This window comes from Aurantiacibacter sp. KMU-128 (genome assembly GCF_056933515.1).
Map to the genome: position 1 here is coordinate 661797 of NZ_JBXORT010000001.1, position 25423 is coordinate 687219.

General features: G+C 60.5%; 18 protein-coding genes. 9 read left to right on the plus strand and 9 right to left on the minus strand.

Annotation, left to right across the window (positions count from 1 at the left end):
* Window positions 1–8 precede the first annotated feature (8 nt).
* From ACS0VV_RS03400 to ACS0VV_RS03435, 8 genes are all read right to left on the minus strand, one after another.
* Window positions 9–3725 (minus strand): DEAD/DEAH box helicase, encoded by a 3717-nt coding sequence (locus ACS0VV_RS03400; RefSeq protein WP_483531329.1) that lies wholly within the window; start codon window positions 3723–3725, stop codon window positions 9–11.
* A 34-nt stretch (window positions 3726–3759) separates the two neighbouring features.
* Window positions 3760–5187 (minus strand): EH signature domain-containing protein, encoded by a 1428-nt coding sequence (locus ACS0VV_RS03405; RefSeq protein WP_483531330.1) that lies wholly within the window; start codon window positions 5185–5187, stop codon window positions 3760–3762.
* Window positions 5184–5936, minus strand: a complete 753-nt coding sequence (locus ACS0VV_RS03410; RefSeq protein WP_483531331.1) for an OmpA/MotB family protein — start codon at window positions 5934–5936, stop codon at window positions 5184–5186. Before ACS0VV_RS03410 ends, ACS0VV_RS03405 begins: the two co-directional genes overlap by 4 nt.
* A complete protein-coding gene (gene zorA, locus ACS0VV_RS03415; protein ID WP_483531332.1) occupies window positions 5933–7900 on the minus strand; it encodes an anti-phage ZorAB system protein ZorA in 1968 nt (655 codons plus the stop codon). The genes ACS0VV_RS03410 and zorA overlap by 4 nt, the downstream gene beginning before the upstream one ends.
* Before the next feature lie 62 nt (window positions 7901–7962).
* Entirely contained in the window at window positions 7963–9333 is a 1371-nt protein-coding gene (locus ACS0VV_RS03420) for an McrC family protein (protein ID WP_483531333.1), read from the minus strand.
* Window positions 9330–12755: a ScoMcrA-related endonuclease gene (locus ACS0VV_RS03425; protein ID WP_483531334.1), complete on the minus strand. Its 3426-nt coding sequence runs from the start codon at window positions 12753–12755 to the stop codon at window positions 9330–9332. The genes ACS0VV_RS03420 and ACS0VV_RS03425 overlap by 4 nt, the downstream gene beginning before the upstream one ends.
* Before the next feature lie 58 nt (window positions 12756–12813).
* Entirely contained in the window at window positions 12814–16188 is a 3375-nt protein-coding gene (locus ACS0VV_RS03430) for a TM0106 family RecB-like putative nuclease (RefSeq protein ID WP_483531335.1), read from the minus strand.
* A gap of 113 nt (window positions 16189–16301) precedes the next feature.
* A complete protein-coding gene (locus tag ACS0VV_RS03435; RefSeq protein ID WP_483531336.1) occupies window positions 16302–16571 on the minus strand; it encodes a hypothetical protein in 270 nt (89 codons plus the stop codon).
* A 76-nt stretch (window positions 16572–16647) separates the two neighbouring features.
* Between ACS0VV_RS03435 and ACS0VV_RS03440 the strand changes: the two genes are divergently transcribed.
* The 4 genes from ACS0VV_RS03440 (at window position 16648) to ACS0VV_RS03455 (ending at window position 19647) form a co-directional block, all read left to right on the plus strand.
* Complete coding sequence (locus ACS0VV_RS03440) at window positions 16648–17643, plus strand: helix-turn-helix transcriptional regulator (protein WP_483531337.1); 996 nt, start codon at window positions 16648–16650, stop codon at window positions 17641–17643.
* Window positions 17644–17852: 209 nt separating this feature from the next.
* The gene (locus ACS0VV_RS03445; protein ID WP_483531338.1) at window positions 17853–18482 is read left to right on the plus strand and encodes a hypothetical protein; all 630 of its coding nucleotides are present in this window, start codon (window positions 17853–17855) and stop codon (window positions 18480–18482) included.
* Entirely contained in the window at window positions 18482–18748 is a 267-nt protein-coding gene (locus tag ACS0VV_RS03450; protein ID WP_483531339.1) for a hypothetical protein, read from the plus strand. Before ACS0VV_RS03445 ends, ACS0VV_RS03450 begins: the two co-directional genes overlap by 1 nt.
* Window positions 18745–19647 carry a hypothetical protein gene (locus ACS0VV_RS03455; protein WP_483531340.1) on the plus strand — a complete coding sequence of 301 codons (903 nt, stop codon included), beginning with the start codon at window positions 18745–18747 and terminating at the stop codon, window positions 19645–19647. Before ACS0VV_RS03450 ends, ACS0VV_RS03455 begins: the two co-directional genes overlap by 4 nt.
* 120 nt (window positions 19648–19767) lie before the next feature.
* Here the strand turns inward: ACS0VV_RS03455 and ACS0VV_RS03460 are convergent, their stop codons facing one another.
* On the minus strand, window positions 19768–20757 hold the full coding sequence (locus tag ACS0VV_RS03460) for an ArdC family protein (RefSeq protein ID WP_483531341.1): 990 nt from the start codon (window positions 20755–20757) through the stop codon (window positions 19768–19770).
* 11 nt (window positions 20758–20768) lie between these two features.
* Here ACS0VV_RS03460 and ACS0VV_RS03465 point away from each other — a divergent pair, with 11 nt between their 5' ends.
* The 5 genes from ACS0VV_RS03465 (at window position 20769) to ACS0VV_RS03485 (ending at window position 25308) form a co-directional block, all read left to right on the plus strand.
* Window positions 20769–21374, plus strand: a complete 606-nt coding sequence (locus ACS0VV_RS03465; protein WP_483531342.1) for a restriction endonuclease subunit S — start codon at window positions 20769–20771, stop codon at window positions 21372–21374.
* Window positions 21371–22876 (plus strand): type I restriction-modification system subunit M, encoded by a 1506-nt coding sequence (locus ACS0VV_RS03470; RefSeq protein ID WP_483531343.1) that lies wholly within the window; start codon window positions 21371–21373, stop codon window positions 22874–22876. The genes ACS0VV_RS03465 and ACS0VV_RS03470 overlap by 4 nt, the downstream gene beginning before the upstream one ends.
* 85 nt (window positions 22877–22961) lie before the next feature.
* Window positions 22962–24158, plus strand: coding sequence for a restriction endonuclease subunit S (locus ACS0VV_RS03475; RefSeq protein WP_483531344.1), 1197 nt, complete (start codon window positions 22962–22964; stop codon window positions 24156–24158).
* The gene (locus ACS0VV_RS03480) at window positions 24158–24859 is read left to right on the plus strand and encodes a DUF3800 domain-containing protein (protein WP_483531345.1); all 702 of its coding nucleotides are present in this window, start codon (window positions 24158–24160) and stop codon (window positions 24857–24859) included. Before ACS0VV_RS03475 ends, ACS0VV_RS03480 begins: the two co-directional genes overlap by 1 nt.
* A complete protein-coding gene (locus ACS0VV_RS03485; RefSeq protein ID WP_483531346.1) occupies window positions 24859–25308 on the plus strand; it encodes a hypothetical protein in 450 nt (149 codons plus the stop codon). Before ACS0VV_RS03480 ends, ACS0VV_RS03485 begins: the two co-directional genes overlap by 1 nt.
* The last annotated feature ends 115 nt before the right edge of the window (window positions 25309–25423 follow it).

Below are 25423 nucleotides of genomic sequence, written 5' to 3' on the forward strand. Positions count from 1 at the left end.
GGCTGGCTCTAGGCAGTCCCCGGCGGCGCATAGGTCACGGTGCATTGCCTGCGGTCATTGTAGAGAGCTTCGACCCCGCGCCCGATGGTCAGCTCGTGCCGCTTGATGGCGCCTCCGGCATGACGGACATTCACTTCGATGAAGCGATCGTGGAAATCATCGTCACGCGCCCTCTTGCTTCGCCGCACCAGGGCAAGCCGGGGAGCAGAACCGCCAAAGCTGGTGGCATAATCGGAGCCAAACTGGGTGCGGCTGCGGACGTCGTCGAGGTCCCCTTCGGCCTCGGGAGCATACTCGATTAGGATGCTCTCGAGCGCGCCAGCCGTGCTGCGCAACGATTGGAGGAACTTGATCTGCGAGCGCCGCGCGGAATAGGTTGCGAGGGCATAGGGGTCACGGATCGTGACCTTTGCGATGTGGAGGCCGTTGAAGAGTGCAAGGATCTCCTCGGTTGGGCGTTCCTCTCCCGGGCCCCTGCGCCAAAGCCTGATCTGCGCGTCTGCGATTGGTCGAGGCAGGGACAGGGTCCGACGCTCTGAAGCGCCCTGATCGTCTTCGATTGCGGCAGGTTGGTTTTCGTCGGGCGCGCTCTCGGGTTCCGTAGCCGCCTCGATCTCTGCCGGCACCTCCTCCTGTCCGTTGTCGGCTTCCTCGGTAGCGAGCGTTGTAACGGAATCTGAGCCGTCTGGTGTCGGCGCGCCAGACGAGTTTTCCTCGCTCGGCGCCTCTTCCGTCACTTCGCGTTCGAGCGAAACTTCGCGGAAGAGATCTCCCAACTCGCCATCGCTTGCATCGGGCGGGAAGAACAGATCGCGGGTCAGCTTGCGCTTGCGTTCGATGAGCGCGTTGAGTCGAAGATCAAAACTGGATGGCGCGAGATCGGGATCGGGATGAACCGCCAAGGGAAGATACACATGGACGTCGCGTGTCTGCCCGATGCGGAAGACGCGGTCGGTTGCCTGGTCCTCGACGGCAGGGTTCCACCAGCGCGAGAGGTGAATGACGTGATTTGCCGCAGTAAGTGTGAGTCCGACCCCACCGGCTCTCGGCGAAAGGATCATGACATCGAAGGTGCCCGGGTGAGCCTGAAAGGCTTCGACGAGCGCCTGACGTTTTGGCCCTGGGACGGTTCCGTTTATCCGCGTAGGACGACGTGCAAGGCCAAAACGGTCCGCAATGAGCCCGGCCAGCCGCTCCTGCATGGCGAGGTCCTCAAGAAAGATGAGCGCCTTTTCATTGGCGGCGGCAATCTTCTCGAGGATCGCGAGGGTCTGTGCGAGCCGGGCTGAATCCCGGGCATAGGCATCAAGATCTTCTGGTGCCTGGCGCGGATCGAGTGGATGAAGCGAGACGCCGCGCATGTTGGCAAGCGTGGTCAGCATTCCGCCCTTGCCGAGATTGCCAGCCGCACCCGCAGCCGCTGCGCGAATGACGAGATCGCGATAGGCGCTTGCCTGTGACGGAGGCATGTCCATCCTGATGGCGTGGACGGTCTTCGTTGGCATCCCGTCGAGCACTTCGCCCTTGAGCCGCCGAAGCATGTAGGGTGGCCGCCCTCTGATCGGATCGGTCAGCTGAGACTTGAGCCTTGCCAGTGCCTCGGGATTGTCGGTGGGGTGCCGCTTCTCGAAGTCTCGGCTGGCGCCAAGAAACCCCGGGGCGACGACATCCATGATGGACCAGAGGTCCTGGAGGCGGTTTTCGACCGGGGTGCCCGTCATCCCCAGCGTGAACTCTGCATTCAGTGCCTTGGCCGCGCGCGTCACCTGGCTGCCGGGATTCTTAAGTTTCTGGATCTCATCATAGATGATGAGGCCAAAGCGGGTGCGGGCGAAGCTGAAGTGATAATCGCGCAGCGTTTCGTAGGTTGTGAGAACCACCCCGGCGTCACGCCAGTTGGCTGCATCGAGTGAGGCCTTGCCTGTCTCGATATCCCTCGATCCGAAGCTGTCTTCGTCGCGCAGCAGTTTAAGATTGCTGCCGAACGCGGGGACAAGAAGGCCCAGTTGGGGATCGCGCAGATGCTTCTCGATTTCCGTGCGCCAGGTACCGAGAAGGCCGGTGGGCGCGACAATCAGGAAGGGTGCGCGCTGGCGTCTTGAGGCGCGAGCCTCCTCCTGTAGCCATGCCATGAAGGCTATCGCCTGGATGGTCTTCCCAAGCCCCATGTCGTCGGCGAGAAGGGCTCCCGGACGACCGGCAAGCGCGCTGTGTCCCAACCAGGTCAGACCCTCTTTCTGATGCGACTTCAGCGTAGACTGGAGCAGGTCAGGGGGATCGACAGGTGGTAGAGCCTCTTCTTCAACCGCTTCGGTTACGCCGAGAGGTGCGTACTCAACCTCTTCGAAATTGTCGTGCACGACCAGAAACAACTTGCCCTGGGTGGCGGCATCCCACGCATCTTCATCCCTGGGATGCTCGGTTTCTGTCGACTGGTCTCCCACTTGCGCGAACGGTGCGAAGCTCGCGAGCGCGGCACGGCTCTGATCGTTGACGGGAATTCGCGTGGGCGGCGCTGGACCGTCTTCTTCGGCCGGTTCAAGCAGTCCCTCGACGTCCGTATCCGGCTCACCGGCCTCAGCAGCATTCTCAACGCGTCTGGTGACTTCCTCGACGTTCTTCGCAGGAAGGGCGAAATAGTCTTCACCGATCCGCAGACCGAACTTCTCGGGGATCCACTTGTTCTTCTGCGAGGGAACGATCCAGGGGAGCACCGGTGCACGCCACACGTCGACGCCGGCAACCCGCTCGGAAAACTGCTCCGTGTCGATGAACAGGTTTTCGAGATCTATTGCTTCGGCCTGCTCATCTCCGAGCACCTCGCGCATGACCTTGCGCGGATTGAGGATGAATGATCGCCGCTGCTCTTCGGGGGCATCCTGAACCTTGCGCACGACATCAAGCGCCGGACGAAGGTCCGGATCGATGAAGAGGTACTCGCCGTTCTGAAGGACATAGACGGGGCGCGCCGCAGCTTCCCTCCGAAAACGGTCCTGGGCAAAGAGACGCTGCGCGGCAGGCGCGAGGATGCTGTCGGCCTCCTCGTCGAGCGCCTTGCCACTTTCGCCTGCCTCGGAAACCGACCGAGCGCTGAAGAGCACCGGATCGAATTCGGTTCGATCAGGTGTGAGTGTCTTCAGCTTGAGCGAAAGACTGGATGCGTAATGGACCCTGAGGTCTTTCAGATAGGCTTCGCTCTCGATCGGAAGCTGGGGATCTTCCGGCCAGTGTTCTCTCAATCGTGCGAGCGCCTCGAAGCGCTCGGATCGATCGAGTGCCCGGGTGAGCGGCTCGGCGGCCTCATGGAGAGACCAGAGGGGTTCTGGAATGCGGCGTGGTCCGCTCTCGGTCAGAAGCAGCGCACCTCGACGCTTGGCGCGAACAGGTTGTCCGCCGGGGCGGACCCATCGGACCGCCAGCCTGAAATCATCCTGGTCGATCCGGTTCTGCGCGCGCAAATCGAGTGCCAGCGGCGTTGGCGGCGGCAGGCCCAGAAGGGCTGCCGTGTTCGCATTGAGCGAGGCCACAGCGCGCGGGGAGAGCCTCAGGTCGGCATCCGTCAGCTGGGCTCCTGGTGCCGTCTGGTCCTCCTCAGCGAACTCCGACAGCAGCGATGCCACCGCTCCTGAAGTGTCCGGGCGAGTGGCGGACCAGTCTGCAGAGGGGATCTGTTTGTCACCTTGCTCGAGCGACACGACAAGATCGTGGCCGTCCTCGCGCCACACGAAACGAGCCTGCTCACTCCTGCGAAAGGGGTTCCTAAACACCGCGCGGTCTCCACGATGCCTTTGGCGAATAGAAATTGTGGCCCTCGATTATCCGGGCGAGCGACTTTTGCCAGCTGAAGGTCTTGGGAGAAACATGGCTCTCCTGGATCGGCGCGCTGTACAGTTCGCCGGATCGATACCGGTCCTTGAAGAGCTGGGGTGCGCCTTTGTCGCCTCGCTTCCAGACCTGGTATTTGGCCGAGTGACTCCAGTCGACGATCGTAAGGTCGCCCATCTGGAGGATGAGGGCAGCGTGCTGCGGGGACTTGTCGTTCTGCTTACCGAAGGCGTTGAAGGACTTGTCGCCGGTCTCGCGTGCTGTCTTTCTGGCCAGCCGTGCGCCTTCGTCGCCAAAGGCCACCCAGGCAGCATCGATACCGGGGGCCGAGCCATCGCTAAGCAGATAGGACATCCAGAATGCGCGGCGATAAGCCCACATGAGCCTTGAGGCGCGATCGGGCATGAGCCGATCAACGATGTCGAGAAACTGTAGGACCGAGGCGCGGGTTAGCCAGCGCATGAGAACGGCGTAGGCGCCGGGTGCCCGGTCCATGACAGTCCGCCAAAGTCCTGGGTTGGATCGAGGATCGCCGCCTCCGAAGCGCTCGAGCACATCGAGGAGGGCTGATTTGTGGGCTTCACTTGGCTCTTCGATTTCCCAGGGCGTGAGGCTGGCTTCGACAAAATCAGGCCAGGCTCGCTGATAGCCGAAATCGCCGGTCTCGTTTCGTGCCCATTCGATCAGCGTTCGCTGGCCTGAAACCGCCTCCTGCCCCGTCATCCGTATGACGAGATGACAGGCGAACCTGAAGGCTGCTTCGGCAAGACCGCCAAAACGGCGTCCTGCGGTGTCGAGACCGGATTCCTGCAAGACCCTGAAAGGATCTTCTCCGCTGGCGAGGACTCGGCGTGCAAGAACTTCAGGTGCTCGAGTGGGGTCGAGAAGAGAGAAGCTCGAGATCCTTTCAGGCCAGCTGTCGTTTTCGCGCCAAGGCCACCGCGAGGCGAGGGCCTCAAGCCGACTGGCAAGCGAGGCAAGACTCGGGCTCTCGTTGTCGAAGCCATCGAGATAGGCATCGATGACTGCGAAGAATGCCGCCCGTCGCCGGTTGCGCTCGACCTCGCTGAGCAATCGATCGATGACTGCCTCATCTTCCGCAGGAGGATATGGGGGATGCAGCACTGCCTGGCACCCGTTCCGGAGATCTCTTCGAGACAAGGTTGCCGAGGAGGAGTGTGTTGCCCATTGCGCGATACGTTGCTGCAGCTCCCCAACATCTTCGATTTCGCCTGCGCCGGTGCTGCCGTTCTGTTCGATGCGCGCCACAGTGCGACGCAGTTCTTCTGGCTCGGTAGTGCCTACGCGCATTCGGGCGACGAGGAGCTTGGGGTCAACAACAAGATTGGCGAGGTGGCTCATTCGTCGGTCAGCCTGTCCTCAAGGGTTTGCCTCGCTTCGCCTGAGTCAGGTGCCATCATTATGAGGCGAAGGTCGATCCGGCGGTTCTGTTGCTTGCTTGCCTCGTCGCTTCCCTGCGATCCTGGCACAGGACGCTGAGGTCCATATCCGCTCACGCTGAGAATGGGCTCGCAGCGCTCCTGCTTGGGAGCGCAAAGACTGACAAGATCGGGTTCGAATTCCGCCAACGCACGAAAAGTGTTTGTCGCCCGGACCACCGAAAGGTCCCAATTGTCGCGCAGCGCGCCTGATCCACCGTATCGATCGCTATCGGTATGTCCCTCAATGTACACAGATTCGATGAGATGCTGGCTGTCCGGGCAAGTTGCACTTCGCGGGATCCCCTGACTGTAACAGGGGAGCACGTCACGGAGCGCGTCGGCAAGATAGCCGACATTGGTCCTGCCTTCCGGCTTGAGCTGGCTCTGGCCGCTGTCGAAGAGAATGGAATCGGGCAGGCGCAGAATTCCGTTCTCGCGATCGATGACGACTTCGACGCCTCTTTCCTTGAGGGTTTCCTGGAGCTGTTCGAGAATCTCGGTGCGCGTCTGATTGGCGCCGGTGAGCTCCTCGGTGACTTCCTGAAACTGGAGCGCGAAGTACATCAGGAGAATGATGAACACGAACACCAGGCCGACCATGAGGTCGGTCATGGATACGAAGTAGTTTTCCTCTTCGACGGCTTGGTCTTGAGCTTCTTCGAAGATCATTCAGCGGCTTCCCGCATGGTCCGCGTTTCCTCGACGAAATCATCCAGGGACTCGGCATATTCCTCGATCTGCGTGAGCGTATTGCTCAGGCGGCTCACGGCGGCAGCCATTTCGCGATCGGTTTCCTGCGCGAACTTGCGGAACTGCGTCAGACTGTCGCCGAGTGTTTCTGCAAGCTTCTCGGTCGCCTTGGAAAGCGCCTGATCGACACCTTCGAAGCGGGCGCGATAATCGCTCCAGGCGGTTTCCGCTGATTGCTGGGTTGAGCGGATGGAGTCGGCAAGTGAGCGCATCTCGGTGAGCGCTGCCATTGCGGCCGCCCGGTCAGCTTCAACGGTATCGGCAACGCGGCCTGCTGCCTGGCTAACGGAACGCGCAGCTTCGGCAACCGGTCCTGCGGCACTGGCAAAGCCTTGCGCTGCATCGCTCATCGACGTCGCGACCGTTCTCGCGCTGTCAGTGACATTGCGCATGGCCTCGGCTGTCTGCGCGGCCTTCTCACCGGACTGGCTGAAACCGACACTGGCGCGTTCGACCTGTTGTGCTGCCTCTCCCACTGCATCGCTGAGCTTCTTCGTGGTATCCCGCAATTCGCCGCTCGAGGCTTCGATAGCCTTGCGGAAGGTTTCTCCGCTTGCCTCGACACCGCTCTTGAGCGTCTTCTCCACTTCCTGCTGGATTGATCCGGCTGCTTCACTTCCTGCCGTCTGAAGCGTCGTCAGCATCGTAGTCAGCATGGTATTGGAGCGAGCTTGTGAGTCCTCGATGCCTGCCAGGATGTCTGCAAGGGCCTTTTGTTGAGCGGCCTGCGCGGCATCACTCTGCTCGGTGATCCGAGTGCCCATGCCGTCAACCTGGCCTGCCAGCCGATCGAAGGCTTCACGGATATCGGAGGCTGCCTTGGAGAAGTCTTCGCCTGCCAGGCGGATTTGATTGGCAGCGTCGGCGCCACTGTTGCCAACCGTTTGTCCGATCGCATCGAGCTTGCCGCGAAGTTCTCCCAATGTCTCGCTTAGGCCGCGCAATTGTTCGCCGCTAACCTTTTCGATGGCCTCGCGGGCTCCTGCGCCAATGCCCTGCGTAACCGAGGTCATGTTGTCGTTGAGCTCGGTCAGCGAGGCGGCGACCGGAGCAATCGCCTGAGTGAACTGGGCGCCGATCCGTTCGGAGAGCTGCAGGGCGACGTCGGTGTTGAAGAACTTCAGCTGATCGCGCTGCTCGTTAAGGACGTCCAGCTGTTCGACGGCGAGCCTCTGCGGAGAGACATAAAGCAGGCCGCGCTCGAGCAACTCGCAGATCAGATCAGTATCGCGGCGGATCTTCTTGCTGAGATTGTATTCGGTGAAGCGCAGCCAGATCGAGGCGCCAAGACCTGCGACCGAGGTAAAGAACTTGGCGCCAGCGACGGTAAGCAGGTGTTCAAGGGACAGTTTCGCAGCGGTGATGTCTTCACCCATGTTCTGCGCTGCTGTGTTGAGTGCGACGATCAGCCCGAGGAAGGTCAGGATAAGACCGACGCCGACGAAGATATTCGAGGCGAAATGCAGGACGGTCAGCTTTGGCGCTGCGCGGTTGAAGAACGCGCTTGGACGATTGGTATTGCGCACGGGTGAGGCGCTCTCATCGACCATGGATTCCTGAAATTCACGCCAGGCCTGGACGAGGTTATGTGCGCCTTCCTGCTCGGTCCCCATCGCGCCCGAGACCTCGATGTAGTTCTCGGCAAAGGTGCGCCTTTCGGCATCGGGATATCGATCAGTCCCTAGAGCCGACTGCAGTGCGTCGATCCGTTCCCGTGCAGCAGCAAGGTAGGGGACCACCCTCTTCTTTGCTCGCTGCCTGACGATAAAGGCGGCGGCGAACATGATTGGCAGCAGGACGAATGGTGCGACCCAGCGTTCACCGTACACAAAGTCAAGCACGCCCAAAAAAAGATCGAGTATTTGCTCGAGAATCTCGTTCATTTGTCCCTCAAGTGAATAAAGGCTTCAAGACTGGCGCCCTGGAAGTCGAATCCTTACCCCGTTCAGCCAGGTAACTGGCTTCCATGCGCCTGAGAAATCAAGTCTGGAATTGCCCCTGCTTCAAATTGGATCTGAGGCCTGATGAGGTTTCCGGCCTGCAATGCGGCCGTCTTCAGATCAGACAAGTCCAGGGTCGCTGCAACGAGTGTATCCTCGCTACCCACAACAGAATGCTGACTCTGAAAGCCTGCGAGCGACTTCAGGTCATGGTGGTGGGGGTAGAGCAACATCAGATCGAGGCACTGGTAGATCCTGCCATAGGCCATCATCTGGTAGACGTCTGACTGGCTCACGCCTTGCTTGGGATCGTCAATCGATGGCGCGAGGCGCTTCCACTTGGTGTCGATGATCATCACCCGCTCGGGACCTCGACGGATGATGATGTCTGGCCTTGTCATGAAACGGCGTCGGCCTGTTGGTGCGTGGTCTTCGCCCAATTCTGCAAGGCAATGCAGCCTTCCGCCCTGGAGATCGACCTGAAGACCTGTGCCGATAAGAGCGCGCCTGAGCGTTCGCCCTACGAATTCCTCGAACAGGGTGTTCATTTCGAAGAGTAGCGAGAAGCCTTGTCCACGCCCGCTGGTGGTCGTCTGAAAGCGCTCGCCGAGGAGAAGCCGGGCGAGCTCGAGAAGGTCCTTCCAGCGGGCATTGGTGCGGTCGAGGATCACGCTGTTCCAGCGCAGCGACTGGACCGGCACGTCGCTCACTTCGGCAAAGGCGAACGACAGCTCGCGCAGCCTGCGCTGATTGTGTGTGGACCGCGACAGCTGCAGCAGGCGGACTACGGCGGCCTTCATGATCTGGTTGAGCGGAATGTCGCTCGACAATTCATCGAAGCGGCACGCCAGCCGGTCTGGGTTTGCAGCCAGCGTGGAGAACTGCCGAATGACGTCAAGCCGCCCGCGCAGCGTCGGAATGTCTTCTTCCATGGCGACGTAGCGCCGAGGCAGACCAAGATGCACGGCTTCGAAAAGCCTGTCGCAGAAGAGGCGGATCAGGACCTCGAGCAGGTTCTCATCCTGCCAGCCGAGCCGCGCCATCTGGCCTGCGGCGATATCGAGATCGAGCGCAACGGCGAGCATGTGCACGAGATTGCGCCGGATCTGCGCCTGGCTTGCCGCGCTGTCACCATCGCCAAGTCCGTCGATCTTGGGAAGGATTTCGAGGGTGCAATCCTGTGCAGCGATGACGCCGACAACTTGCTGTGCGCGCAGCGCATTCCGGCCATGCTGCAGGATGCGGGCGCCTTCCTCGCCGCCAAGCGGGTTGGCGCGCGCCACTGCGGCGATCCGGTCAGCGGCCCATTCGGGTATTTCATCTTGCCCGTCGCCATAGCGGATCTTGCGCCATTCAAGGACTGTGCGGTTGATCATGCAAAGGCGTCGTAGGCACTGTCGTCGAAGTGATCGCGAACCTGCCAGCGCCAGCGATCCTCGCTGAAGCCGTCTGACTGAATACCAGCCGGTGGAGCCAGCTGAGTACGTGTTAGGAAACGTCCTGCTCCTTCGGCATCGCCGAGAACGAGTGCGACCTTGTTCCAATCCTCGTAGAAATATTCGGCGAGGAGCGGGATGACGCGGTGCCGCATCGTCTCGTGGACGTCTTCGATCGTCCGGCATTTCATGAAGTAGGCGTGGCCGATCTGATGCTCGCGGTCGAAGAGATATTCGATCCGCTCGTTGAGTTGGCGCAGCAGTCCAACCAGGGGCACACCTGTCCGTTCGGCGGCCTCATCGAGCAGGTCAGGCTCGGGCATGAGCTCGCGAAAGGTGAACCGGCGGCGAAGCGCGGTATCGAGGAGCGCGATCGAGCGGTCGGCGGTGTTCATGGTACCGATAATGTGGAGGTTGTCGGGCACCCCGAAGACATCACCGGAATAGGGAAGCTTGACGGTCGTCTGGTTGGTCCCGCCGATCCGCTTGTCTTCCTCGATGAGCGTAATGAGCTCGCCGAAGACCTTGGAGATATTCGCACGGTTGATCTCGTCGATGATGAGGACGAACTGGTCGGGAGAAGCATCGGAAGCCGGAGCATTGCCCGGCAAAAGACGCGAGAGCGCCTCGAGCTTCATCCGGTTTCGCTTCAGCAGATAGCATGTGCGCATAGTAAACTTGCCATCATGGATGGTCTCGACGGGCAAGGATTCGTCGAGGACAAGAAGCCAGCGGACGGCCTTGCGATGGTTGTACTCGCGGACGTCTGTCGGCGCATATTCATATGGGCCGACAATCTCGCCGATGGCGCGGAAGCTTGAATTTCCATCCGGAACTATGACGATGTCGCCCTCCTTCATTGAGCTGCGAAATCGCCAGAGCTGCGAGATGTTGCCATCCAATCCATGAGTGCCCGGATGGAGCTCATTCCACTTGTCGAAGATGGCCTGGTATTCATCATACCGGGGGTCGGACCAGTCGACTTCGCCGCCCCAGCCGAGAACGATGTAATTCCCTTCGATCGCTGCATCATAGATGTGATCTTCGCTGCCCGCCCGGCCAAGAGACATTTTGAAGAACTCGCGACCGCTAAGGTCGAGCCCGGTTGGCCTGCCGGCATTGCGCCGGGATTGCTGAGCAAGCGCGGAAATTTCCCGAAAAATCCCTCGCTTGGGTTCCAAGCGAAAACCAGCCGCTGCGCCTTCATCATCGCCTTCACCGCTTCCTGTCTCTGGGCGCAGACCCTCGACGAAGTCCTCATAGGCGTATGACTGGTGGAAGGTGACAAAGCCGATCTGCCCAGCCTCGACGAGCGTATCATAGCGTGCCTTCAGTGCCGAGCGGTCATCGGGAGCCGAGCCATCGCAGAGCTCTACGGCCTCCTTTGCGGTCCGGTAGGTCTTTCCGGTCCCGGGAGGGCCGTAGAGAATGAGATTGGTGGGTCTGGACATGGGTCTGGTCTCATCGTGATCTGAATCGTTGTCGGGCTGGGCTGCGTCCTGGGTTTCCCTCACGACCCAGATGAATCCCTGGACATCCCAGAGATCGCGCGGCTGCCAGCCCCATTCCTCGAATTTCTCGAAGAGTGTCTCGGCAAGGTCGAGGACCGCTGCATATTCGTCCTGGTTGAGGGGATTGTTTCCGAAGGGAGACTTACCCGTCAGCGCCTTGCCTGCGCGCCAGAGGGGATCCGTGTTGATCCCCATCGCTTCTTTCGGATGCGCAAGAGCCAGCAGCATCGAGGGGATATTACGGCTCTCGCTGTAGGGCTGGCTCTTGTCCTGTCCCTCGCTGAGGATTGGCCAGGTGGCCTTGACGAAGCGATCGAGGGCTGCGGCTGGGTCGTCATCAAAAAGGATCAGGCTTCCGGCCTCGGCCTCAAGAACCCTTGGATGGCTGGAGCGAAGGCTCCTGATCCGGGCATCGGTGCGCCAGCCGAGCAGCCCCGATTGCGGACCGGTCAGAATATCAAGGAAGCGCCCGCCCAGATCTTCTTCGGACAAGGATTCATCATCCAGCGCTGCTTGGGCCTTCTCAAGCAGGGCTTCCTTATATCCTCGCTCCTCATCGAAATATCCGCCTTCGCTCGCCGCAAAGCCGGCCCGCTCAAAATCAGGAAACTTGCTGAGAAAGCGCTGCTTAAGGCGCTCGAGCTCGGCTGCATCTAGCCTTTCATCAAGGCTGTCGACGACGCTGAATTCCAGACGCGATATGAGCTCGCGAGAACGGGTGGCATCACGGATCTGGGTGTCGGCTCCTTCGACGGCGCGCAGCGCGACATTGGCGATGGCCTTGCAGGGGTAGAACTTGCCATCCTCGGCAATCCAGTAGGTTCTTGGCCGCCTGAAGCCATGCTTGTCGAGGAACGGGTCGGTCCCGAGCTCTTCGCATTCGCGGATTGCGGCGAGAACCGCGGCGCGAGTCAGCGTGCCAGCGGCTGATCCTTGAGCTTCGTACCAGTCGAGCACGCGGTTGAAGCTCGCCCGATCGGCAAAGGTGATCTTGATGACCTGGCGCGGTTGCGCGCCGCCGGGCGGCATGTGCTTGAGGCGGCTGGGGAGATTGGATTGTCGTCCCTGTTCGGGGGCGTAGTAATCCGGGGAACCTGCAGGCGGCGGGTTGTCCCTGCTGCCTTCGATCCAGATGCGGATAGACTGGCCTTCCTTTTCCAGCGCGACCTGCCGCTCATCGGGCAGAGCAAAGCTCGTGATATAGCGGTTGCCGGTCTCCCTGATGGTCGGGATATCTTCACCGTAGCGTCGCTTCAATTCGCGTTCGGCGGCGGCGATATCGAAAGCGCCTTCGGCATTGAGCCTGAAGGTAAAGCGGACAGTCGAGGAATTGGCGGGTCCGGCACGGTCGATCAACTCTCCATCGATCAGCTCGGCAAACTTGCGGCTGTCGAGCGCGCTGCAGACGGCTGGCATGGCATTGGCGAGCCCAAGGTCGCGGTGAATATCTCCCGAAACCACCGAGAACCGGTCTTCGCCCCTCCGGCGAGCGGGGTTCGCGTAATTGTCGGCCACATGCTGGCGAATCCGGTCGGCCTGGCTCATGGCTCCGGTGTGTGTCTCGCTATTCCTGAAGCGGACATAGGCGGTCAGTGAAGACTTGTAGCCTGACAGGCCATCATAGAGATTGCCTTCGATCTCTATCCCCGAAGGGTTGGGCTTGCCCGCCGCCTGGTCGGCTGCGGTATAGGTAAGCTTCTCGAAGATGCTGGCGCAGCCATCGTGATCGAAAGCTGCGTCGAGGTCGCCGAAGTGCTTCTCGACCCGCCGCAGATCGGAGATCCGCGTCGAGATCGAGCTGGCTACCAGCCCCTCGCTCGCCATCCATTGCTTGAACTTGTCTTCGGTCACCAGCGAAATACCCCCGCGCGCATCTTCCAAATTTCTCCGTTTCGATCCAGTCGCTTCTTCAATTACTTGCCTCATTATTGAGCCAGGCGAGCGTATTGACGAGCTTCAGGTGTTCGACCGTGGTCGCCTCGAGCTCGAGCAATTTCGGATTGGCGAGGATGATGGCGAGCGCCCGTGCGCGGCTGACCGCCACATTGAGCCTGTTCTTCGAATAGAAGAAGTCGACATGGCGCGGGAGGTCATCGGGCGATGAGGTCGTCATGCTGACGATGACAATCTCGGCCTCCTGCCCCTGGAACTTGTCGACCGTACCGACCCTGGCTCCCTCGGGAAGCGCGTCCTTGAGCGCATTCACCTGGATGTTGAAGGGTGCAACGACGAGGATGTTGTCGAGACCGATCGTCCCTTCCTCGCCATCGAAGTCGATGAAGCGGGTACCGAGCAGCGCATCGACCAGTTTTACTGTCTTGGCGACCTCCGCTTCACTGACCTGCCTGCAGCCGGTGTGGTCCATCGGGATCATGCGGATCCCGTGCGCAGGCAAGGTGGGGTCCGCTGCTTCACCACGGAGCAGGGTCTGTTGCTCGCATACGGGATGGGACTTGAGGCGGCCATCGTAGACGGCTCTTGAAATGAAGCTCCCGATCGAGGGGTTCATGCGCCAGCTCGTATCGAGAAGAATACCTCGGTCCGGGGCGATCGTCGCCGCGCCCTCGAGCAGATAGTCTAGCGCCGAGAGACCGCTTTCGCCCGGGTGCGCGCCCTGAATCGGCTGGCCTAGCTGCATCTGATCACCGACGAGAATGATGTTCTTCGCCGCCGAACCCATCGCGAGCAGGTGGCCGAGGGAGACCTGCCCTGCCTCGTCGATGACGAGATAGTCGAAATGCTGATCGAAGGCGGGGCGGGCAAAGAGCCAGGCAGTGCCGCCGATGAGGTCATAACCGCCCTCTTCGACATCACCATTGTCGGCGAGGTCATAGATCATTGTCCCGTTTAGGTAGCTGTCCGGATCGCCGGGCGAGACCTTCTTGGCGCCGAACACATGGACGCCTTCCTTCTCGGCAACCTCCTCGATTTTCCCGAGAAGATTGTTGATCGCCTTGTGGCTGTTCGAGGAAACCCCGACCTTCTTGCCAGCCGCGATCAGCGAGAGGATCATGTGCGCGCTGGTGTGGGTCTTGCCGGTCCCCGGAGGACCCTGGATAAAGAGCGCAGAATGATCGAGCGCCAGGGCGCGTCCGATCGCAGCCTCGACCAATGTCTCATCGTCCCTGACAAGCGTCCCGCCCTGCCAGTCGAGGAGCCGAGGACCGGTTCGCTCGACAATGTCGGACAGCGCCCGGTAGCGCGAATCACTGGGACCAGCCGGATTATACGCGGCCCAGGCTTCGGCGACACGCTCGACTGCGAGCTCAAGTGGCGTGGTGTCGAGCGGCCAGCCGGGAATCAGAGAGCCTGCGGTCGGGAAGTCGCTGCCTGCCTTCTTGCCGCGCTTGACCTCGACAATGCCCTGTTCGCGGTCGATGGCAAAGACGGTGCCGAGCCGCTCGCGGGTCGGTGCGTGAAGCGCCTCCTTCCCTTCGCGCAGCTTGGTATCCTGCGCCGGGAACCGATAGGACGCGACAATCGACTGCTTTTCAGGACGCAGCCAGTCCTCGCTCGCGGGCGAGATCGCCCCGATGCACTCACCGTCATCGACCAGCTCATCTTCCTCTCGCTCGCAGCGGTCGAAGATGGCCCATTGTTCGGGCTTCTTTGCGCGGGTGTGAAAGTCGATGAGGTGCGAGGTAAGCTCGCGGCCACGGTCGGAGGGCGGCGCAGAGCCAACCGTGATTGCCCGGCGCAGCGCATCAAGCCGTTCCTCCCGGCGCTGAGCCTCCTCACTCTTTTCAGGGGATGGCTCGGGACCGGTCTTGGCCCACCAGGGAAGGTCGGGCCGAAGCGTCAGCAGCCAGTCCCGCAGGCCTTCGGTGTTCTCGCAGTCGACCTTGTTGTAGGCAAGAATGCCGTCGAGCAGTGCCTCTTCGCCGGTCTCGCGCCAGCGATGATAGTGGACGATCGACTGATCGGCCTTCTGGACATCCTCGCCGCGCTTTTCGGCAAAGAAGATCTCGAGCGTCTTGAGGCTGAGATCTGGTTCGGAAGTCCGGATGGCGCCGCGAACGATCGAATAGAGATCGACCAGCTTCTCGCCTCGCAAGAGATTGTCGACCGCCGCCTCACGGCTGGCAAAGGCGGTTGAAAGGCGGCGCAGCACCGTCACTTCGTAGGGCGCGTAGTGGTAGATATGCGCCTCGGGGTGGCGCGCGCAGTGCTCGGTGAAGAAATCGACCATGCTCTCGAAGGCAGCCCGCTCGGCAGCACGGTCATGCCCCCAGGCATGGCGGAAGAGGGGTTCGCCCGAGGGATCACGATAGTGTACGCCCCAGAGATACTCGAGGCCATCGGGATGGAGTGGATCACCCTCGAGGTCGAAGAAGAGGTCGTGGGGGCTCGGCGCGGGCATGCGGGCAAAGCCGCGGCCCGGTTCGACTGGCAGTGGCTCGGTTCTCGGTTCGCCAGTCCGCCGTGCAACCTGCAGGGCTGCCTGCGCCCGCAGGCGCTCGAAGGTGCGCGGGGCGAGGCGGGGAATCTGCGTGCCTGCCGGGAGCGCGCCAAGGTCAGCAACGGTGTCGATGCCGGCCGCGCGCAGCTTGTCGATCTGCGTCGACTGAATCCCTGCCACCTGGTGGAGGTGATCCTCTTCCTCCCATTGGGCGGCACAGACGTCGCGCCAGCCGCAGAGCGAACAGGCCTTGCAGGGTTCAGGACGCGACCCTTCTGCGCCTTCATCAATGAAGGAAAGATAGCGATCGCTTGCCGCACCGACGAAATGCTCGAACTCGACGCGGCGGAAGCTCGCTTCCGTGCCGTCGCCAAGGACCAGATGCATCGCGTGCGGCGGCTTTCCCTGCGCCCGGGCAATCATCTTCGAATAGAGCGCCAGCTGGATCACATGCTTGGGGTCAGGGGAGCGGGCCAGCTTGGTGTCGATGACTTCGTAGCCCCATTTGCCGAGGTCGGTGTCGAGATCGACGCGGCGAAGGAAGTCGGCAAAGCCGTGCCAGGGCGGATCGAGAAAGGTTGCCTGATAGATGAAGAGCGCTCCTGCCCGCATGGCGGCAAGGGTTGCCTCTGCGCGCTCCTCGAGCGTTCCTTCGCTCGAGATCTCCGCGACATCACCCGACTGACGTAGCGACGCCAGATAGTCTGCCTCATGGGCGTGACCGGCGTCCTGGATGAGGACCATGGTTTCGTCGTCTTCGGCCCGCTCGGGCAGCGAGTCGGGTGCCTGCAGCTTTCTGAGATTGAGCGCCGCGGCGTGCGCGCAGCCAAGGAAGGCGTTGAGGTCCGAGGCCGAGTGAAGCAATCGGGAGTTGTGCTTGCGCATGTTCAGGATCGCTCCACTTTCCGGGTGAGGGGCGGACAGTACGGCGCCCACAAATTGCTGACAAGAATGCAGTTTTTGAAATGGGTCGGGTTGCGGGTCACTGCGTGCACCCTTCAGAACTTGAGCCGCTGCAAGCGATGCGCAGCCGTGATGACCGCGCCGTCGTCGCTCACGACGAGGTAGGAATCGAGAGCCTTCTCGATGCGATTGAAGCGCTGGGGTCCGAGGCCTGCCCTGGCCCGCGAACGCGCCTGCCGGTCGAGGTAGTAGACATCGGCGCCATGGTGCCTGCGGCTGTTGCCATAGGCGAGCAGCGCATCAACAGCTTCGGTCGGAATGCCGCGCTGCTGGAGGCGGGTCTGTGCGTGGTGGGTAAATGCCATGTCGGGTCCTTTCTTGTTCGTGCGAATCGGTTATGAAGGACGAGGGCGACAAAAACTGTCACCCCATGGAGGTGCGATGTCGTTTTCCAAGGCCGTGGACCTGCTCCGCCTCGCCATGATGGCGACGTCACGGCGCGGGGTTTGTCTCGCAGACGTGGAAGCCGAGTTCGATTGTGTGCGCCGAACAGCGCAGCGGATGATCGGCGCCCTTGAGGAGGCATTTCCTGCAACCGAGCACTGGATCGATGAAGGAGATCGGCGCCACTACTGGCGGGTTCCGGCTCGCGCGATCGCGCAGTTGCTGTCGCCGTCTGCCGATGAGCTGGCGGCCATGACCACCGCGGTCGGCGAGCTTCGCCGAACCGGTCTCGTTGCGGAAGCCGAGCGGCTGGCGAGGCTCGATCGCAAGGTCAGGGCGCTGATCCCGCCGGAGAGCGGCTGGCGCCTGGCGGTTGACGAGGAGGCCCTGCTCGAAGCCCTCGGCTATGCTGCGCGCCCTGGCCCCCAGCCTGCCGTGGCAGCGGAGGTCGATCGCGCGATCTCACAAGCCCTGAAGGGTCCGTTTCATCTCAGGCTTGCCTACCGCAGCCGCGGCGACGCCGAGGCAAGCTGGCGCACAATCGAGCCGCTGGGGCTCTTGCTGGGCGCTCGGCGCTATTTGGTTGGGCGGGATCTGGCAAAGAAGGATGGGCGCTTCCGCCATTACCGCGTCGAAGACATCAGCGAGGCCGAGGTTCTGGCGTCGAGCTTTACCTATCCGGCCGATTTCGATCTTCGCGCCCATGCCAGCCGCGCCTTCGGTTCATTTCACAATGATGCGGAGTTCGGCGAAGTGGTTTGGCGCTTCGCGCCCGAAGCGGCGGAGCGCGCCAGCCGCTTCCTGTTCCATCCGACCCAGACGTCGGAACAGTGCGAGGATGGTTCCCTTATCGTGCGCTTCATCGCCTCGGGCCATCTCGAGATGACCTGGCACCTCTATTCCTGGGGCTCGAGTGTCGAGGTGCTCGCTCCGCCTGCGCTAGCGGAGATGGTCAAGCCCTATCGGCGATCCGATTTCCTCTCACTTCCCTGATTGGTGTCTGAGATCCGGAAGCGACAGGGGGGGGCTCTGTCGCTCGGCCCACCGCGCATATGGCTCGGTTCGGCGCGCAAATTCGAAGGGCCGCCGCTGGTCGTCGTGTCTCTGGGCTATATATGTGGGCAGGGCGACAGAGTTCGCTCGAGCCGTCCTGCATTCTTGAAACTGGGTCCGCAGTTGCGAGCCCATACTGGAGAATGTACATGGCTAAATTGCCCCCGCCCAGTGATAATCAGGCTTTGCCGACCGTCGCTAAGATACCCACCAACTGCCCGGCCTCGCCGCCCATCGCCTACAACGGCCAGACTTTGGAAGGCATCCTGGACGCGAACCGTCTTCCTAACTCGCTTATCGAGCCGGAATTCCTCAGCTTTGCCTCGGTCCCGAAGGTCGGCTCCACTGCATTCAAGCAGTCAGAGCGGCTCATCAAGCAGTTCGAGGACTGGCAAGAGGAGATTGGCCTTTGCGACGAGCCGATGCTCGATCTGAAGCTCAAGCAATTGATTACGGCGTTGCACCAGCCGCCACGGCGCAACTTTGCCTTGCGCAAGAGTCTGCCCGGACACGTTGCTGAAGATCGCCGTGATCCGATCGCCCTCATCGTCACGGCAGTGCAGTTGCTCGAAGAGGCCATACCGGAACCCCGACGTCGTCGCCGGCACCTTGATGTCGAGCGCTTCGAGTACGTTTACGATCACCTGCGTGAAGCAGAGCTCGTGCAGGTCTCCCCGAAGGACATTCGCTTTGAAGCGCTTACGGCGCTCTCGGCGACTCTTTCGGTTGTCATCGCCAAGCATGATCGCGATTGCTGGGCGCGCGTGGAGACTTGGTGATGAGCCACGACAAGAAGAAGATGTCCGAACTGGACATGCAAGCGCGCTCGCAACGGCAGGGCGGCTTTCAAACCTTCAGTGACGTCCATCGTGGTGCGCGGACCGGATTTGACGGCGAGGTGATGCGCGCTGTCTACGGCGACGATCCGCTTGAATTCGAGAAGGCCATCGAATGGGACTTGGCAACGCAACAGCGTCATCGTCCTGGTCGCTTCGTCTACAAGATCGCGCCAGGGGTCCGGCCGAAGCGCAAGCGGAAACCGTGACTGACCTGAGCAAGACGGAAGTCCTGAATGCACTGGCGGCGGGGGAATTCTCCGCCGCCTTTGCTTTGTACCTCGACGTCTTGGTCACGCTGGACTTCGGGCGCATGGGCGTTACCTCGCCAGACGAAGCGCTGGACGAGCTGCGGCGTTTCCTGAAGGCGGCAAACTCGTGGCTGGCTGAACGCAAGCTGCCCGTCGCCTGGATAGCCTGTGTCGAGCGGGGGCGGGCAGGTTCATTGCATGCCCACATTGCCTTGCATGTACCGGGCATGCGCCGAGACAGCGATACTGTGCACGGCGTTCGCTACCGGACACACTTTCGGCGCTGGGCACGCGAAGCCATCGCACGTCGGGTCGGTGAAGTCGTGCCCCGTGCCGTCAATTTGCGCTGCTCGCTGGTGCCGTCCGTCATTTCTCACTGGATCAGCGTAACCTACCTGCTCAAGGGTTTCGATCGAGGAGCGGTACTTGTTGACGCCAGAAACAGTCCTGACGGGCAGGCGATCCATCTGGGCGACATTTTGCCCTTTGACTACCGTGATCCGGGCGATGTCGGGCTTGGCAATCGCTTGCTTGTCTCGGGCAATTTGGGGCAAGGGCGCCGGAAACGTGGCTATCCGCCATCAGCGCAATTCATGTTCCCGCCGTCACCTGATCTACACTCGTTGGAAGTCACGCGGAGCACCTGTCAGCAGCATCTCCTCGATCGCGGGGAACGGCATGAGACGCGACCATTCCGTTCGACAGTCGAAGACGGGGTCTTCGATGTGCGGAGGATATATGGCGCTGAATTTGCTGCCTTCGTGACCGGCATCAAGCCTTTTCAGCACATGGCATCGCCAACCGTACCCGCTGACCCGCCAGATTTGGTCACATTTCTGCGCAATCTGGAGATTTGAAAAAGCTCCAGATTGGGGTTTAGGAAATCCCCGACAAAGCTTTTAAAAACAAGTCGATATGGTAGTGGCGTAATGCATATGAGTCACAGAGTCCCGCAATCCTACTCGCTCGGGATTGTTTCACAGGGCCTGCGAATGTGTGATTGCCGCAAGATAGTCGGCGGCTTGCTGTGCCTTGCTCGCGGCAGAGAGGATTGGGCGGTGATCGCTGCGCAGGGCTTTCAGCCAGGAAGCGATGTAGGGTGCGTGATCGCGGCGCGCCTCGGTCGCAATCCCAAGCCGCGCACAGGTGAAAGCGGCGCCAAGTTCGGCGATCAATTCTTCCATCGCGTAGGCTTCCGATCCGAAGCGGGTTGAGAGCTGACGGTCCAGCCGGTGCTTGGCGCCGGTCCAGTGGGTCAATTCGTGGGCAAGCGTTGTGTAGTAGCTTTGCGCATTCCGAAACTGGGCGAACGCGGGAATTTCGATTACGTCGCGGATGGGGACGTAGCAGGCGCAATCGCCTCCTACCTCGATCTTAGCTCCCGTCGCGGTGACGAACGTTTCGGCGCGTTCGAGGCGTTCGTACTCACCTAGAGGTGTTGGTACTGCAGCTTGAAAGCCGGTCACCTGCGCCGCATTGAAAACGGTGAAGCTCTTGGCGACGAAGGTAGGCCGATTGTCACCGTCCGCCTCGCTGGCTTTCGCTTGAGCGGGTTGCCTGCGCTCCCAGAAGAAGATCGGCGTACCTTTCTCGCCCTTGCGCACCTGGGCATCCATCGCTGACCACTGGCGATAGGTCGCCCACTGGCCGCTTTCGTATTGGTTCGCCGTAGCGTTCATCCACAGGGTGAGAACATTTATACCGCGATAGGATCGCCCAATTGAGGCATTAATGGGTGTGGAAAGGTCGCAACCGATGCGATGCCAGGGCATTGCGAAATCCTCCGCACCCTCTGCAATGGCGTCACAGATCTGGTTGGTGATACGCTCGAAAATCGAGTTCTGCATCGGCTTGCCTCCCGCGTTCCTGGCGGAAGAAGCTTCATCCAAGACGGGAGATCTGAACTGAAAAAATGCAGCAAGCGCATTGATGCGAAAAATTCTATTGACTTCCGGCTGGCATTTCATATTTGTGCAGCATGAACGTTACTGCAAATCGAATCGTCACGCTAGGTGATTGTGCCCGGGTCAATGCCGGGTTCCCGTTTCGTGGGGCGGTCGACGCGTTGGACGACGGGCCAGTGGGCGTCATCCAGATGCGCAATGTCGAAGAGACAGGCGTGGACTGGTCGTCGATCGCCTATGTGACACTGCCGACGAAGCGTAAACCCGATCTGCTTGCCGAGGGGGACGTGATCTTTACCACGCGCGGCAAGCGCAATTTCGCGCTCGTGCTGGGTGACATTCCGGGGCAAGTCGTTTGTTCGACCCATTTCTTCATCTTGCAGCCGCTGGATCCCGGCGAATTGCTGCCCGCCTTTCTGGCGTGGCAGATCAACCAGAAGCCCGCGCAGGATCATTTCCAGCAGTCTGCCACTGGCAGCTACATTCTCAACATCACCAGGGCAGCCATCGAAAGCGTGCCCATCACCATTCCGCCGCTTGAAGTGCAGCGCGCCATCGTGGCGCTGGCAGAGGCCGCACAGCGCGAGGCGGAAATCATCAATGCATTGATGGCGAACCGGCAGCGTCAGCTGGAAGCGGTCGCCCTTCAGACTCTTACCCCCGAAAGGTTTCCCGCATGAGCGACAAGATCAAACAGGACGACGTGAACAAGGCGGTTTGGGCCGCTTGCGACACGTTCCGGGGCACGGTCGCTGCCGACATCTACAAGGACTACGTCCTCACGATGCTGTTCCTGAAATACATCAGCGATGTATGGCAGGACCACTACGATGCCTATGCTCGCGACTATGGTGATACGCCTGAACTCATCATCGAGATGATGAAGAACGAGCGGTTCGTTCTGCCCGAGGGGGCGAGCTTCACTGCGCTCTACAACCGCCGTCACGAGCCGGGGAATGGCGAGCGGATCGATCAGGCGCTGCATGCGATCGAGGATGCCAACACCGGCAAGCTGCGCGATGTGTTCCAGGACATCAGCTTCAATTCGAACCGACTGGGCGAAGAGGCGCAGAAGAACGATCTGCTGCGCCACCTGCTGGAGGATTTCGCCAAGCCCGCGCTCAACATGCGCCCCTCGCGCATCGGCAATCTCGATGTGATCGGCAACGCTTACGAATTCCTCATCAAGAATTTCGCGTCCGATGCAGGCCGTAAGGCGGGCGAATTCTACACGCCGCCCGAAGTCTCAGAATTGATGGCCGAGATCATGGACATGAACGAAGGCGAGGAGGCGTGCGATCCTGCCTGCGGTTCCGGTTCGCTGCTGATGAAGTGCGGGCGGCGCGTAGCTGCCAAGACCGGATCGAAGAAGTATGCGCTCTTTGGCCAGGAATCGATTGGCAGCACTTGGGCGCTCGCTAAGATGAACATGTTCCTCCACGGCGAGGATAATCACCGCATCGAATGGGGCGACACGCTGCGTAACCCCAAGCTGCTCGACGGCGAGGATCGATTGAAGCATTTCGACGTGGTGGTGGCCAATCCGCCGTTCAGCCTCGACAAATGGGGGCACGAGAACGCGGCGCAGGATCGCTTCGGTCGCTTCCGGCGCGGTCTGCCGCCGCGCACCAAGGGTGATTACGCTTTCATCCTCCATATGATCGAGACAATGAAGCCCAAGACGGGCCGCATGGCAGTGGTCGTGCCGCATGGCGTGCTGTTCCGTGGCAGCAGCGAGGGTGCGATCCGGCAGAAGCTGATCGAGGAGAACCTGCTCGATGCGGTGATCGGCCTGCCGGAGAAGCTGTTTTACGGCACCGGCATTCCCGCCGCGATTCTGATCTTCCGCAAGAGCAAGACGGACCGCGACGTGCTGTTCATCGATGCCAGCCGCGAGTTCAAGGCGGGCAAGAACCAGAACCTGCTGATCGAGGAACACCTCGCCAAGATCCTCGACACCTATCGCGCCAGGAAGAGCGTGCCGAAATACGCCCATTTGGCAACGCAGGAGGAGATTGAAGGGAACGAATGGAACCTCAACATCCCGCGCTATGTCGATACGTTCGAGGAAGAGGAGGAGATCGATCTGGTCGCGGTCCGCGCCGAGCGGTTGAAGCTTAAGGAAGAGCTGGCCGCGCTTGAAGTGACGATGGACGGCTACCTCAAGGAGCTTGGCTTCTGATGGGCCTGCTGCTTGCCTCTGACTTGGAAACCGTGCGCCTCTGCGCGAGAGCTGAAATGGCTGTTTTCGGCCAAGGCGGTGCGACATGATCCCGCAGGGGTGGCGGTCGGTTCCGCTGGCGGAGATCGCGAAATCGAAGATCGTGTATGGTATCGTGCAAGCTGGGCCGCACGATCCCGCCGGTGTGCCGTATCTCAAAAGTTCCGACATCGGTGGCGAGATTGATAGTTCTTCACTCCAGCGCACTGCGCCGGAAATCCATCAGCGCTTCGGACGCTCAACCGTCGTTCCGGGCGACATCGTAATTTCTCTCCGTGGTAATATCGGGGAAGCAAGTATCGTTCCGGATGAACTCGCTGAGGCGAATCTTACGCAAGGGACGGCGCGCATTTCGGTCTCCGACGATTTCGACCGAGATTTCATTTACTTCCAGCTTGCGAGCTTCGATGTTCAGCGCCGTATCCACTCGGTCACCAAGGGCAGTACCTTTGTGGAGATCACCCTGGAAGATCTTCGCAAGATCGAAATTCCAGTCCCACAGTGCAGAAGGCAGCAACGCTACATTGCGGACCTCTTCCTTGATTGGAACCGCGCCATCGAGACTGTCGAGGCGCTGATCGCCAACGCCCGTGCGCAGAAGCAGGCGCTGATGCAGCAGCTGCTCCCGCAAGGTACGTCCCCGCCCAAGAAACGCCTTCCCGGCTTTTCGGGGGAATGGCGGGAAACATCGCTAGCCGAACTGCTTTCGGTGAAGCGAGCTAAGGGCAAGATCGTCCCAACGAACGAGGACGGCGACGGCGTTCCCTACATCGGGTCGACCTCATTCCTTGGTGAATTCTCCAACTACACCACGTCAAAAGACGCTTTGCTTTGCGTCGAAACGGATATTCTCGTCCTCTGGGACGGAGAATATGCAGGTAAGGTGGCGACCGGCCTAGCGGGCGCGGTCTCCTCAACCGTTGGCCGGTACAGACTAGCGAAAGCCAAAGCCGACCCGGTGTTTGTTGTATCGCTTATGCAGAAGGCATCCGAACGCATCCGGTCCATCCGCGAAGGCTCTGGCATTCCCCATATGCCGGGTGACTTCGAGCATTGGTTCAAATTCGCGCTCCCTCCGTTGGAAGAACAGCAGGCGATTGCGGAACTGTTCAAGGCCAATCGATTGATTGCCGACGAACTGCAATCGCAACTCGCCGCTTTCCGCCAGGAAAAGGCCGCGCTGATGCAGCAACTGCTCACCGGAAAGCGCCGCGTCAAACTCCGGGAAAGCGAGGTGGCGTGATGAAGTTCGAGGTCTATTGCGACGAGGCGCTGCCCGATCTCTTCACTTCGAAGAAGCCGCGGGCCAAATATCTGATGATCGGTGCGTTGTGGCTGCCCGCCGAATTGCGCGATGAAGCCAAGGCAAAGATCGCCGAAGCGCGCGAACGCCACAACGTCCACGGCGAAATGAAATGGCGCAAGATTTCACCCTCGCGCGTCGATTTCTACGCTGAGATGGTCGATCTCTTCTTCGGGTATGGCTCGGACATGCGCTTCCGCTGTATCGCTGTCGATCACGAGAAGACCAATCTGGACGATTTCCACGATGGTGACGGCGAGCTGGGCTTCTACAAGTTCTATTACCAGCTGCTGCACCACTGGATACTCGACTTCAACGAGTACACGGTCTTTTGCGACCTGAAGTCGAACCGCTCGCCCACCCGTCTGGCCGAACTCAAGCGGGTTCTTGGCAACGCCAATCTTTCCGCTGAAATTCTCGACGTCCAGCCACTCCCCTCGCGTCAGCTGGTGCTGATGCAAATGTGCGACGTATTGCTCGGCGCGGCGAGCAGCCGCCTGAATTTCGAGGCGCCGGCATCGCCCGCCAAGCTCGCCATCGTCGAACGGATCGAACGGGGTTTGGGGCGCAAGATTGGCCCCAGCTGGAAGAGCGAGGAAAAGTTCAACGTCTTCAAGATCAACCTCAAGGGTGGCTGGTAATGCCTCCGCCCTTGCTCAACCTTGCCGATCAGGCGGCCTACCACGCGCACTACATTGCGAGTTGTTGTGGCGGGGGCATCGTCACCCATGATGGCATTCCTGTCTATTTCGAACGCCGGACTTTCTATCACGCGTTTTTCGAGACGGTGATCCATCCGGACGACACCTTTTCAGTCGAGCGAGCGGAGCGCATGGACTGGATTAGGCTGACACTGGAAAATGCGGCAGCTGACCGCTTCCAAGGCTGGAACAATAAGAGGAAAGCCTACGAGCCGCACCGTCGGGTTGAGGTCGTGCATGAGAATTTCGTGGTCATCCTGCAAATGAGCAAAGGGAGAGATGGCCAACTGAAAGCCAAGTTTGTGACTTGCTTCCAAGCTGACAACAGCATCGGGCGGATTCGCCAGTCACCGCAATGGAACAGGCAGGACTGCGAAAATGCGCTATAAAAGGGAAGGTTGGACGTTGGTTTGCTACGCTGGCCCAGCGTCCAAGGCCTCGATAGGTTCAAAGCCGGTAGGCAGTGAACTCGTGTGCGATCTGGGGATATATCCCCAACAAGTC